Annotated in this window: 10 protein-coding genes; all 10 read left to right on the top strand. The window is 41.5% G+C overall.

Translation table 11 applies throughout. The annotated features are described in order from the left end of the window. Positions 1 to 6: 6 nt before the first annotated feature. The 10 genes from mraY (at position 7) to ftsZ (ending at position 12,422) form a co-directional block, all read left to right on the top strand. Positions 7 to 1,077 (top strand): phospho-N-acetylmuramoyl-pentapeptide-transferase, encoded by a 1,071-nt coding sequence (gene mraY / locus AYT27_RS05745; protein ID WP_011180975.1) that lies wholly within the window; start codon positions 7 to 9, stop codon positions 1,075 to 1,077. A 4-nt stretch (positions 1,078 to 1,081) separates the two neighbouring features. Further along, complete coding sequence (gene murD, locus AYT27_RS05740) at positions 1,082 to 2,482, top strand: UDP-N-acetylmuramoyl-L-alanine--D-glutamate ligase (protein WP_011180974.1); 1,401 nt, start codon at positions 1,082 to 1,084, stop codon at positions 2,480 to 2,482. A gap of 131 nt (positions 2,483 to 2,613) precedes the next feature. Beyond that, positions 2,614 to 3,768, top strand: coding sequence for an FtsW/RodA/SpoVE family cell cycle protein (locus AYT27_RS05735; protein ID WP_011180973.1), 1,155 nt, complete (start codon positions 2,614 to 2,616; stop codon positions 3,766 to 3,768). Beyond that, positions 3,761 to 4,897 (top strand): undecaprenyldiphospho-muramoylpentapeptide beta-N-acetylglucosaminyltransferase, encoded by a 1,137-nt coding sequence (gene murG, locus AYT27_RS05730; RefSeq protein WP_011180972.1) that lies wholly within the window; start codon positions 3,761 to 3,763, stop codon positions 4,895 to 4,897. Before AYT27_RS05735 ends, murG begins: the two co-directional genes overlap by 8 nt. Further along, a complete protein-coding gene (gene murC / locus AYT27_RS05725; RefSeq protein ID WP_011180971.1) occupies positions 4,881 to 6,308 on the top strand; it encodes a UDP-N-acetylmuramate--L-alanine ligase in 1,428 nt (475 codons plus the stop codon). Before murG ends, murC begins: the two co-directional genes overlap by 17 nt. Beyond that, on the top strand, positions 6,286 to 7,263 hold the full coding sequence (murB, locus tag AYT27_RS05720; RefSeq protein WP_038525224.1) for a UDP-N-acetylmuramate dehydrogenase: 978 nt from the start codon (positions 6,286 to 6,288) through the stop codon (positions 7,261 to 7,263). The genes murC and murB overlap by 23 nt, the downstream gene beginning before the upstream one ends. A gap of 226 nt (positions 7,264 to 7,489) precedes the next feature. Then, positions 7,490 to 8,410 carry a D-alanine--D-alanine ligase gene (locus tag AYT27_RS05715; RefSeq protein WP_011180969.1) on the top strand — a complete coding sequence of 307 codons (921 nt, stop codon included), beginning with the start codon at positions 7,490 to 7,492 and terminating at the stop codon, positions 8,408 to 8,410. Next, complete coding sequence (locus tag AYT27_RS05710; protein ID WP_038525222.1) at positions 8,398 to 9,309, top strand: cell division protein FtsQ/DivIB; 912 nt, start codon at positions 8,398 to 8,400, stop codon at positions 9,307 to 9,309. Before AYT27_RS05715 ends, AYT27_RS05710 begins: the two co-directional genes overlap by 13 nt. Then, entirely contained in the window at positions 9,306 to 10,607 is a 1,302-nt protein-coding gene (ftsA, locus tag AYT27_RS05705; RefSeq protein ID WP_034447933.1) for a cell division protein FtsA, read from the top strand. Before AYT27_RS05710 ends, ftsA begins: the two co-directional genes overlap by 4 nt. Before the next feature lie 69 nt (positions 10,608 to 10,676). Then, positions 10,677 to 12,422 carry a cell division protein FtsZ gene (gene ftsZ / locus AYT27_RS05700; RefSeq protein ID WP_011180966.1) on the top strand — a complete coding sequence of 582 codons (1,746 nt, stop codon included), beginning with the start codon at positions 10,677 to 10,679 and terminating at the stop codon, positions 12,420 to 12,422. Positions 12,423 to 12,561: the final 139 nt, after the last annotated feature.

The raw sequence follows: 12,561 nt of genomic DNA, 5'->3' as shown, positions 1-12,561 counted from the left end.
TTTATCATGATGCTGTTTTTTTCTTCGCTTAGTGATTGGCTACCAGGTGTGAGTGTGTTTCGTTACATTACGTTTCGCACTATAGCAGCTATGCTCACATCGGGGCTTATTGTCTTTTTGTTTGGTCCTAGCATTATTATCTCTCTTAAATTGCGACAGGGAAAAGGGCAGCCAATTCGCGCTGATGGTCCTCAAACACATTTTAAAAAGGCTGGAACACCTACTATGGGTGGTTTGATGATTTTAAGCGGCATTGTAGTCTCAGCGTTTTTGTGGTGTAATTTATCCAATATTTATTTTTGGGTATCCTTATTTGTTATGCTTTCTTTTGGGATGATTGGTTTTTACGATGATTATCTTAAGGTTACCAAACAAACGGAGAAAGGATTTTCTGGTAAAGCACGATTAAGCTTGGAGTTTTTGGTTGCGGCAATTGCTGCTTTTGTTTTTTTACAAGTTGGCTCGCCTGGGTTAGCTTTGCCCTTTGTGAAAGATTACTTTATCAATTTGAGCTGGTTTTTTATTCCTTTCTCTGCTTTTGTTATTGTCGCTACTGGGAATGCGGTTAATTTGACTGATGGTCTTGATGGGTTGGCTATTGTTCCTGTGATGGTTGCTGCTTTGTCTTTTGCTCTAATTGCTTACCTTTCTGGTAATATCAATTTTGCTGATTATCTCCAAATCCATTATGTATCGGGGACGGGTGAATTAGCTGTTTTATTAGGAGCTGTTGTTGGTGCAGGGCTTGGTTTTTTATGGTTTAATGCACCGCCGGCGGCTATTTTTATGGGGGATACTGGTTCGTTGGCGCTTGGAGGGCTATTGGGTAGTGTTGCTGTAGCAACCAAGCATGAAATTGTTTTGGCTCTTATTGGAGGGCTTTTTGCTCTTGAAGGATTCTCGGTTGTTATCCAGGTTGGTTATTTCAAATTAACAAAAAAGCGTGCGTTCCTTATGGCACCGATACACCATCATTTTGAGAAAAAAGGCTGGACTGAAAGTCAAGTCGTGATACGCTTTTGGATTATTTCGATTGTTCTTGCTCTCATTGGTCTTTCAACACTTAAATTGCGGTGAAATTTTGATTTCTATTGCGTTTTATAAGGGGAAAAAAGTTGCTCTGTTTGGATTAGGAAAATCCGGATTAGCTACTGCACAAGCATTGATAAGTGGTGGTGCAGACGTAGTCGCCTGGGATGATAATCCTTCAGGTGTACAAGCGGCTCATAGAGAAAATATTCCAGCGAGAAATCTGCAATATGAAAATTGGTCAGAATTTGTTGCATTGATTCTTGCTCCGGGCGTTCCTTTAACTTATCCTCAGCCGCATTGGGTTGTTGATAAAGCACGTCAAGCAAATATAGAAATTATCGGTGATATTGAGTTATTCGTGCGTGCACGTAACCATTTTTTACAACAGTATGGTTTTTGTGATGAGGATGTTCCTTTTATCGCTATTACGGGCACGAATGGGAAATCAACAACAACAGCTTTGCTTGCTCACTTGTTGGAACAAATGGGTTATGATGTGCAGATGGGAGGAAATATTGGAACGGCAATATTAACGCTTAAACCATTTGTTAAAAAACGTATTTATGTGATTGAATGTTCGTCGTTTCAAATTGATCTCGCTCCTTCTCTTCAGCCAACTATTGGGCTTTTATTGAATCTAACGCCTGATCATATTGATCGCCATGGGAGTTTTGCTCATTATGTGAACGCTAAAAAGAATTTAGTGACTGGGGCTTCTCAAGCTTTTATTTCAGTTGATGATGCCGCTTGTCAAGTTTTGTATCGACAATTGCTTCATGAAGGTCATCACGTTGAGGCAGTTTCTAAGGAACATTTTGTTGAGAATGGTTTTTACGCTGATGGAACTCAGCTTTTTTCTGTTTGCCAAGGTCGGCGTCATATGCTTGCAGATCTCGCGTCTATGGCTGCATTGCGCGGAAGTCATAATGCGCAAAATGCTCTTATGGCATTAGCAACATTGCAAGCTTTAAAAATAACCGATCCCCATATGAACAAACATTTAGCAAGTTATCAAGGGTTAGCTCATCGTATGCAGCAGGTGCGTAAAATGGGATCAGTTTTGTTTATCAATGATAGCAAGGCTACCAATGCAGAGGCATCAGCTCCTGCACTTGCTGCTTTTAATAATATTTTTTGGATTGTTGGAGGACAGGCGAAAGAAGCAGGAATTGTTTCTCTTAGAGGATTTTTTCATAAAATTCGCAAAGCTTATTTGATTGGAGCTGCGGCAGAAGAATTTGCTGGTGTTATTGGATCTTCTTTTCCTTTTTCGATGAGTTTAACTTTGGAAAATGCGGTGCATGAAGCCGCTGTTGATGCAATGCGTTGTAAAGCGAAAGAAGTTGTGGTTCTCTTTTCACCTGCTTGTGCAAGTTATGATCAATTTAAAAACTATGAAGTGCGTGGCGAAGCATTTATTTCTTTTGTTATGCAGTTAAAAGAAACGTAAATTATAAAAAATGTTTTTACGTTAATATTCCGGAATCTTTTCTCATGTAATTCAGTTTTTGAAGTGTTTGCTAAAAAAGTGGGGAACCATGTCACTTTGAGTAGAATTATGAAAAGGATAAGGTGAATATAATGTTTACACGTGCAGATAGAGATCCAATTGCGAATTGGTGGTGGACAATTGATCGCTCTATCTTTGCAGCGTGTTTGATTTTAATGGGGGTTGGCATTATGCTATCTTTTGCTGCGAGCCCCGCTATTGCAAAAAAAATCGGAATAGCAGATAGTTTTTATTTTGTTCGCTGGCATATTATTTTTAGTATTCCAGCATTTTTTACGATGGTTACGGTTTCTTTTTTTTCGCTGCGTAATATTCGCCGTTTATGCGCTCTTGTGTTAATTACAACGGTTGTTCTTATGATTGCAACCTTATTCTTTGGCCCAGAAGTGAAGGGAGCGCGGCGGTGGATTCCTCTCTTTGGTTTTTCTGTACAAGCTTCAGAGTTTATGAAACCAGCTTTTGTGGTTATGTCCGCTTGGCTTTTTTCGGAACAAATAAGGCGTAGAGGGATTCCTGGTTATACGTTAGCTACTTTACTTTATGGTTTTTGTTGTGTGCTTCTCGTTTTGCAGCCTGATATTGGTCAAACGTTTTTAATAAGTGCAACATGGGGCGGTTTGTTTTTTGTTGCTGGTGTATCCCTTAGCATTATTTTCTTATTTATCATTTTAGGGCTTGTAGGAATTGTTTTGGCGTATCTTTTTCTTCATCATGTACGCGAACGTATTAATGGTTTTTTGACAGGTGAAGGCGATACCTTTCAAGTGGATGTGGGACGTGAAGCTATTTTGAATGGTGGTTGGTTTGGGCAAGGACCGGGAGAGGGAACGGTGAAACGTATCATTCCTGATAGCCATACAGATTTTGTATTTTCCGTTGCTGCTGAAGAATATGGTATTATACTCTGTTTGTTCATTATGATGCTTTTTGGCTTTATTGTTATGCGCTCATTTTATATAGCATCGAATACACGTGATTCCTTTATACGTCTTGGTATCACTGGTATAGCGATGATGATTGGCTTTCAATCAGCGATTAATATGGCAGTTAATCTTCATTTAATCCCTCCAAAAGGTATGACATTGCCGTTTATTTCTTATGGTGGTTCATCTATGGTGGCGATTGCACTTTCAATGGGCATTTTGCTTAGTTTAACACGCCGCTGGCCAGAAGCGCGTCTTTCAGCTTTTTCCTCTCCTGTTGTCTTGGATACAATTTATGACTGATAAAAAAGTTATTGTTTTAGCGGCTGGTGGTACAGGTGGGCATCTTTTTCCTGCGGAAGCTGTTGCTGTTGAATTAAGGCAGCGTGGATATGATGTTCATTTAGTGACGGATGAAAGGGCACAGCGTTTTGTACGCTGCTTTGATGAAGAGCATATACATATCATTTCATCGGCAACATTTACACGACGTCACCCTTTTTCCCTTATAAAAACATTTTGGATGTTGTTAAAAGGAATGGGACAATCTTTAGCGCTTTTTTATAAACTGTGTCCTGTTCTTGTTGGTGGATTTGGGGGATATCCTACCTTTCCTCCTCTTATTGTTGCTGCTTTCATGAGGCGTGTAACATTTATTCATGAGCAAAATGCTGTTATGGGGCGTGCCAATCGGGTATTGGCAGTTTTTGTGTCTGCAATAGCAGGTGGTTTGTTGTCGCAAAATAATCGTTACGCTCATAAAACAGTTTTGACTGGCAATCCTGTGCGTGATGTTGTTCTCAATGCAGCAGAAATTCCTTATTATCCCTCAGAGGGTGAGAAGCCGTTTCATTTCTTGATTTTTGGTGGGAGTCAGGGAGCCTCTTTTTTTTCACGAATTGTCCCTGAAGCAATTGCTTTGCTTGATGATAATATACGTCAACGTTTACGGATTGTTCAGCAAGTTCGTGGTGATACGGAAGAGTTGATAAAAATCTATCGCCAGATGGATGTGCAAGCAGAAGTTGCTCCTTTTTTTGATGATATGGCTGAACGTATGGCACGGTCTCAATTTATTTTGTCACGTGCTGGTGCTTCGTCTGTTTGTGAAATCGCCGTGATTGGTCGACCTGCTCTGCTTATTCCCTATCCTCATGCTTTAGATCACGATCAGGCAGCGAATGCGGCACTGCTTGCTCGTGTGGGAGGTGCTCAAATTATATCAGAAAAAGATTTGAACGCACAAAGACTTGCTTCCCTCTTAACAGAAGCCTTTTGTGCACCGCACTTATTGGAAAAACAAGCGCTTGCTGCAAAAAAAGTGGGGCAACCTTATGCAACTCGTCGTCTTGCTGATATGGCTGAAGCGTTGATTGTGGGGCGGTCGCTGTCAGATGTAAAGGAGGAGTTTTTTGATGAAAATGCCGCTTAATATAGGCCTTATCCATTTTGTCGGAATCGGTGGAATTGGTATGAGTGGAATTGCTGAAGTTTTTCATAATCTTGGTTATAAAGTTCAAGGATCTGATCAAATTGATAACGCTAATGTTAAACGTTTACAGGATAAAGGAATTCAAGTTCATGTAGGGCATCATGCTGAAAATTTAGGAGATGCAGAATTTGTTGTCCTTTCTACTGCTATTAAAAAAACAAATCCTGAATATATTGCTGCAAAAGAGAGGCATTTACCACTTGTAAAGCGTGCCGAAATGTTGGCAGAGCTGATGCGTTTTCGTCGGGCAATTGCTGTGGGTGGTACTCATGGGAAAACAACAACGACATCAATGATTGCAGCGCTTCTTGATGCCGGGAGTTTTGATCCGATGGTAATTAATGGTGGTATTATCAATGCTTATGGTACGAATGCTCGTATGGGGGAGGGTGATTGGATGGTGGTTGAGGCTGATGAAAGTGATGGTACTTTTTTAAAATTACCTGCTGATATTGCTGTTGTGACCAATATCGATCGTGAGCATTTAGACCATTATGGGAGTTTTGCTGCTGTGCGTGATGCTTTTCGCCAATTTGTAGAGAATGTTCCTTTTTATGGTTTTGCTGTTTTGTGTATTGATCATCCAGAGGTTCAGTCATTGGCTAGTCGTATTGATGATCGTTGGGTGATTACTTATGGTGCAAATCCACAAGCGGATATTCGTTTTCTTAATCTTTCTATGGATGGTCAAAAAACGTATTTTGATGTCTTTATGCGCTCGCGGAAAACGGGTAGAGAGACTGAATTGAAAAATTTGGTTTTGCCAATGTCTGGGCAGCACAATGTTTCTAATGCAACTGCGGCGATTGCCATTGCTCATGAACTTGGCATTTCAAATGAATCTATCAAAAAGGGCTTAGCAGGATTTGGTGGAGTAAAACGGCGTTTTACGCAAATAGGAAGTTGGCGAGGCGTTGAAATATTCGATGATTATGGACATCATCCTGTCGAAATAAAAGCTGTTTTATGTGCAGCGCGTGAGAGTGCAAAAGGGCGCGTGATAGCTATTGCACAACCCCATCGTTATTCACGTTTGTATCATTTATTTGATGATTTTGCGGCTTGTTTTAATGATGCAGATATAGTGTTGATTGCTCCGGTTTATGCAGCCGGTGAAGAGCCAATTACTGGTTTTGGTGCTAGGGAATTGGTAGAACATATTCAAATGGCTGGTCATCGTGATGTGCGTTTGATTGATTGTTTGGAAGATGTTGTTTCGATTGTCTCTACTTTTTCTAAATCTGGTGATTATGTTGTTTTTCTTGGTGCTGGCAATATCACACAATGGGCTTGTGCTTTGCCTAACCAATTGGCGGTATTTGATAACAATGATAAATTTTCAGCTGATTGATGGTGAGGCGCTGTTAGCGCGTTTACAACCGACGTTAGGTGGTATAAAGGGAAAACTTACGCCTAATATGGATATGCAGAAGGTGACGTGGTTTCGCACTGGTGGTTTGGCTGAACTTTTTTATCAGCCTGCTGATGAGGTAGATTTAGCTTTTTTTCTGCAAAATTTGCCTGAATCTATTCCTGTAACAATTGTGGGGATTGGTTCTAATCTTCTGGTACGAGATGGTGGGATTCCTGGAGTTGTTATTCGTCTTTCGGCCAAAGGTTTTGGGCAAGTCCAGCAGGTTTCTCCAACGGGCTTTTTGGTTGGTGCTGCTACGGCAGATAAACATTTAGCAGCGGCCGCTTTAGAGGCAGAGATTGCAGGTTTTCATTTTTATCATGGTATTCCTGGAGGTCTTGGAGGAGCACTCAAAATGAATGCAGGGGCTAATGGTGTTGAGACAGCTGCACGTGTTGTTGAGGTTTATGCACTTGATCGTAGAGGACAGTGTCATACCTTAAGTTTGGCAGATATGCATTATTCTTATCGTCATTGTGCTGTTCCTGAAGATTTCATTTTTACGGCTGCTTTATTAGAAGGAAAGCCAGGAAATAAAGGTGATATTCGTGCTGCTATGGATGAAGTTGCTCTTCATCGGGAAAGCGTGCAGCCTGTGCGAGAAAAAACAGGAGGCTCAACTTTTCGAAATCCTAAAGATATTTCTGCGTGGCGTGTTATTGATGAAGCAGGGTGCCGTGGTCTACAGATTGGTGGCGCTCAAATGAGTGAAATGCATTGTAATTTTATGATTAATACAGGGCAAGCAACAGCCTATGATCTTGAAGCATTGGGCGAAACAGTGCGTGCCCGTGTTTTTGCTTATTCTTCCCATCTCTTACAGTGGGAAATACAGCGTATTGGTCAATTTGAACAAGGCCGTATCGTCTCTTCTTTTGACCCATTTAATTGATTTGTTCAGTGTCATAAAAAATTGAGTCATTTCAAAGAGATAATAAAAAAATCTATTAAGAATCAATAAATTAACAAAGAAACTCTTGCGTCATGCGTCTCAGTCTGATTCATTATGCAAAATGCTAGGTTATTGATTCGCAAGGGTAAATCTTGGTCTTTCCTGTATATGGTGTTAGTGATTTCTGTGTTGTCTATATATAGTATACGAAGGAGAATAAGTTGTTATGAAAGATGAGCATATAGCTGTGCTGATGGGGGGATTCTCTTCTGAACGGTCTGTAAGTTTGTCTTCAGGTACTGCTTGTGCTGATGTTCTTGAAGCGCAGGGGTATCGTGTGAGTCGTGTGGATGTTGATGGTCATATCGCTTCTGTTCTTGAACAGTTGCAGCCTGATATTGCTTTTAATGCGTTACATGGTCCATTTGGTGAAGATGGTCGTATTCAGGGTGTTCTTGAATATTTAAAAATTCCTTATACGCATTCTGGCGTGATGGCATCAGCACTGGCAATGGATAAAGGGCGTGCAAAAATTGTTGTTGCAAGCGTTGGGGTTTCTATTGCTCCTTCTTGTGTCATGAGTCGCTTTGCTGTTGGGAAAGAGCATCCTATGGAGCCTCCTTACGTGATTAAGCCTGTCTGTGAAGGGTCAAGTTTGGGTGTGATTATTGTAAAAGAAAATGAATCTGTGCCATCGCTTAATGTTGTGGGATCTGAATGGGTTTATGCAGATACAGTAATTGTTGAAAAATATATTCCTGGTCGTGAGCTTACTTGTGCTGTTATGGGAAACAAAGCTCTGGATGTTTGTGAAATTCTTCCTGAAAAGCACTTTCAATTCTACGATTATGACTCAAAATATAAATCTGGTGGCTCTCTTCATGTTTGTCCTGCACAACTTTCATCAAATATTTACCAAAATGTGCAAAGAATGTCTTTAGCAGCACATCAGGCGATAGGTTGTCGTGGTGTTAGCCGTTCTGATTTTCGTTTTGATGAGGAAACAGGAGAGTTGGTTTGGCTTGAAATTAATACACAACCCGGTATGACGCCAACATCTCTTTTCCCTGATATTGCAAAAGCGAGTGGTCGTACTTACGGCGATATTGTTCAGTGGATGGTGGAGGACGCGTCATGTATGCGTTGAATGTTGATAAAACAAATATCCCCATGGTGGTACTTTCAGTGCCAGTTTTGCCACGTCTTTATCGTCGCTTTCTCCGGTTTATGTTTGAGTTTGTATTTGTCCGTATACATGTGCCTCGCCATTTTGGTTCTTTTGCGGTTTTGTTTTTTTTCTCTCTCACGTTGCTTTATGGCTTTTCATTGAGTGGTCGTGTAGAGATGATTGTGAAGACTGCACTCTCGGATATTGGTTTTGTGGTTACCGATGTTGATATGAGCGGCAATAAACGTGTGGTTAAACAGGAAATTTTGAAAATTTTAGGGCTTGATACTGCTCCATCCATATTCACTTTTAATGTTGATCGGGCGCGTTCTCTTTTAGAACAGAAGGCTTGGATTCAATCAGCTAATGTTCAAAAGATTTATCCCAACCGAGTTCGTATTTCAGTTGTGGAGCGTAAGCCATATGCAATTTGGCAGCATGATGGCATGATGGATATTGTTGATAGTACAGGTCGTGTTATTGCGCCCTTTCAAACAGGGATAGTTCAAAATTTGCCTCTTGTAGTTGGCCAAGGTGCGCAAAATGCTGCCAAAGGCTTTCTTCAAGCGCTGTCAGTATATCCTAAAGTGTATGATCATGTTCGTGCTTATGTTCGTGTAGGTGATCGGCGTTGGGATCTTATTTTGGATAATGGGGTGCGCGTTTTGTTGCCTGAAAATGGTGCCTTTGAAAGACTTGATTCTCTTATTGAGTCAGCTACAGTGCAAAATCTTTTTTCTCGTGATGTCTTACGTGTTGATTTACGTCTTCCTGATCGTATTACAGTGGCTTTATCTGATGAGGTGTTAGAACGTCATCGTGCTTTTGTAGCAGAAGAACAACGCGTTTTGAAGGCGCGAAAGGCAGGAAAACTATGATGTTACTCAAATCACATCATAGCGGGGGACGCAAAACTCGTTTTTTGACGGTTCTTGATGTCGGATCAAGTAAAATTGTGTGTCTTATTGCTTGTTTGCGTCCTTTGAAGCATGCACATTATTTACATGGTCGTACACATTCTATGGAAATTTTAGGATTTGGAGTGCAGCGTTCACGCGGTATCAAATCCGGTGTTGTGATGGATATATTTGCAGCAGAGCAATCGATACGTTTGGCTGTTGATGCGGCAGAAAAAATGGCTGGTTTGGTGGTGGATTCGGTAATTGTGAACTTTTCCTCAAGCCGATTACAAAGTGCTCTTATCAATGGCGTGGTAAGTTTGAATGGTCGTGAAGTCACCAAGCGTGATATACGTGTGGCATTTGCAGATGTTTCACGCAAAGCTTTTAATGCTGAGCGCCATGTCGTACATTCAGTTCCGGTTTCTTATGTCTTAGATGGAGATAAAGGAATTTCTGATCCTGTTGGAATGATCGGAGATTTTTTTGGAGTAGATGTGCATGTGGTAACAGCGGAAACAGCGGCTTTGCGTAATTTAGAAACTTGCATTAATCGTGCGCATTTGAGTGTCGAAGCGATGGTTGTAACTCCCTTTGCCAGTGGTCTTGCTGTTTTGATGAATGATGAGGCGCATTTAGGAGCGGCATGTATTGACTTTGGCGGTGGAACAACAACATTTTCAGTGTTTTCTGAAGGAAAATTTGTCCATGCCAATGCACTTGCCGTTGGGGGACATCATGTGACTCTTGATGTTGCGCGTGGATTCTCTATGTCACTTCCAGAGGCAGAACGTTTAAAGGTTGTCTATGGTTCTGCGCTTGTTACAAGTGCTGATGAACGCCATATGGTTAATGTGACAGAGATTGGCAATGAGCACCGTGAAATCCAATATCCACGTGCTGTTCTTGGGCGTATCATTCGTGCGCGTGTTGAAGAAATTTTAGAGATGGTGCGTGATTGTTTAAATCGCTCTGGTTTTGGTCATATCATTGGTAAGCGTGTTATTTTGACTGGGGGAGCAAGCCAGTTAACAGGGTTGCCAGAAATGGCACGTACTATATTGGGAAGAAATGTTCGTATAGGACGGCCTTTAGGTATTTCGAGGCTTCCTTCTCTTGCAAAAGGGGCGGCGTTTACATCTGCTGTTGGATTGTTAATTTATCCGCAATTGGTGGGGTTTGAAGAAAAAACAATGCAAGTTGCAGTAAATCATTTATCGACCGGCACACGTGGATATTTTCAGCGTGTTGGTCAGTGGTTGCGTGAGAGTTTTTAAGTAAGTCTATTGAGATAAAGTTAAATTTCATCGCTTTGACTTGCGATGTCTTATGAGAAGGAAAAGGAAATGACGATTAATCTGCATCGGCCAGATATCGCGGAATTGAAGCCACGTATTACCGTTTTTGGTGTTGGTGGTGGTGGCGGGAATGCTGTGAATAATATGATTAATGCTGGTCTTCAAGGAGTTGATTTTGTTGTTGCTAATACAGATGCGCAGGCTTTGGCTATGTCAAAGGCTGAACGTGTTATCCAGCTTGGTGCAGCAGTTACAGAAGGTTTAGGTGCTGGTGCTTTACCGGAAGTTGGACAAGCGGCTGCAGAGGAATGTATTGATGAAATTATCGACCATCTCGCAGATTCCCATATGATTTTCATTACTGCTGGTATGGGAGGAGGTACGGGAACAGGAGCAGCACCTGTTGTTGCACGTGCTGCTCGTGAAAAAGGTATTTTGACCGTTGGTGTTGTGACAAAGCCATTTCAGTTTGAAGGCGCTCGCCGTATGAAAACGGCAGAGGCTGGTATTGAAGAATTACAAAAATCTGTTGATACATTGATTGTTATACCTAATCAGAATCTTTTCCGTATTGCAGATGAAAAAACAACCTTTGCTGATGCTTTTGCTATGGCTGACCAAGTGCTTTACTCTGGTGTTGCTTCCATTACAGATCTCATGATTAAAGAAGGGCTCATTAACCTTGATTTTGCTGATGTTCGTTCTGTTATGCATGAAATGGGCCGTGCGATGATGGGAACCGGCGAGGCATCTGGTGAAGGGCGTGCTTTGGCTGCTGCTGAAGCAGCTATTGCTAATCCGTTGTTGGATGATACTTCTATGCGTGGTGCTCGCGGTCTTTTGATTTCTATTACTGGTGGTCGTGATATGACTTTATTTGAAGTCGATGAAGCTGCTAATCGTATTCGCGAAGAAGTGGATGCAGATGCTAATGTTATCTTTGGTGCTATTGATGATGAGTCACTAGAGGGTGTTATTCGTGTCTCTGTGGTTGCAACGGGGATCGATCGTGAGGTTAGTGATTTAGTTCAGCCTTCTCATCCTCAACTTCAAAGACATGCAACTTCAATTCGTAAGAACGATCCTGGAATGCCGCAAAGTTCTTTTCATGTTCAATCACCACCCTTGCGCTCTGAGTCAATGGTAGAAGTGATCGAAGCACTTGAAATAGAAAAGGGCAAAACGGTTGGAGAGCAGTTTCGTCCTAAAAGTCAAATTTTTGCACAGCCTGCAGACACTGTTGCTGCACGAAATGCTGCCGCTGCTTATGGGTCAAGTGCTCATGGGCAGATATCAAATGCGCCACGTGTGCAAGTAAGCCGTAGTTCGCAATCCTCTATGGTTGCACCAGTGAGTATGGAGGCGACGGCGCATGTTCTTGATGAGATGACAGGCGTTGTGCAGCAAAAAGAAAATCAAGTAAAACAAATACAAGCGCGTTCACCTATGCGTATGCCTGAGTTAAAGGATTTTCCTCCTGTTGCTCATGGTCAAGGTGAGAGGTCATCTGCTGACCAAGGACCTCGCAATCTTTGGCAGCGTTTAAAACAAAGTTTGACACATCGTGAAGAGGCTGAGCCAGAAGCTAAGCTAGAGCCCGCTGTAAGATCTTCTCAGCAGCAAGAAGTTCGTGTTCATAATAAAAATTCTCGGGCACTTGTTCAAGATGCTTCTGTTTATGTTCCACGTCGTGCTGGTGAGTTGCATCCCCATGTTTCACAAGATCAGCGTAATTTTGTAAGTGAAGAAGATCAGTTGGAAATACCAGCATTTTTGCGTCGTCAGGCAAATTAATTGGTAAAAAATTAGAGAGAGGAAAGTTATTTCCCTTCTTTTATGATGAGTAAAAGTTTTGTACAGTAAATTTACTGTGTTTGAGGCAAGACTCTGTTGTTTATAAACCCGCTTGTAATAAGCGGGTTTATTATTTGCT

Origin of the sequence: Bartonella henselae str. Houston-1 (assembly GCF_000046705.1) — a bacterium.
GTDB classification, from domain to species: domain Bacteria; phylum Pseudomonadota; class Alphaproteobacteria; order Rhizobiales; family Rhizobiaceae; genus Bartonella; species Bartonella henselae.
Note: the sequence above shows the minus strand (reverse complement) of the source record. Positions and strands in the feature narration are given on the sequence as shown.

What these genes read in the sequence shown, in the direction of transcription:
- mraY (WP_011180975.1), top strand. Translation starts at nt 7, where the DNA reads ATGATGCTGTTTTTTTCTTCGCTTAGTGATTGGCTACCAGGTGTGAGT.
- AYT27_RS05735 (WP_011180973.1), top strand. Translation starts at nt 2,614, where the DNA reads ATGTTTACACGTGCAGATAGAGATCCAATTGCGAATTGGTGGTGGACA.
- murG (WP_011180972.1), top strand. Translation starts at nt 3,761, where the DNA reads ATGACTGATAAAAAAGTTATTGTTTTAGCGGCTGGTGGTACAGGTGGG.
- murC (WP_011180971.1), top strand. Translation starts at nt 4,881, where the DNA reads ATGAAAATGCCGCTTAATATAGGCCTTATCCATTTTGTCGGAATCGGT.
- murB (WP_038525224.1), top strand. Translation starts at nt 6,286, where the DNA reads ATGATAAATTTTCAGCTGATTGATGGTGAGGCGCTGTTAGCGCGTTTA.
- AYT27_RS05715 (WP_011180969.1), top strand. Translation starts at nt 7,490, where the DNA reads ATGAAAGATGAGCATATAGCTGTGCTGATGGGGGGATTCTCTTCTGAA.
- AYT27_RS05710 (WP_038525222.1), top strand. Translation starts at nt 8,398, where the DNA reads ATGTATGCGTTGAATGTTGATAAAACAAATATCCCCATGGTGGTACTT.
- ftsA (WP_034447933.1), top strand. Translation starts at nt 9,306, where the DNA reads ATGATGTTACTCAAATCACATCATAGCGGGGGACGCAAAACTCGTTTT.
- ftsZ (WP_011180966.1), top strand. Translation starts at nt 10,677, where the DNA reads ATGACGATTAATCTGCATCGGCCAGATATCGCGGAATTGAAGCCACGT.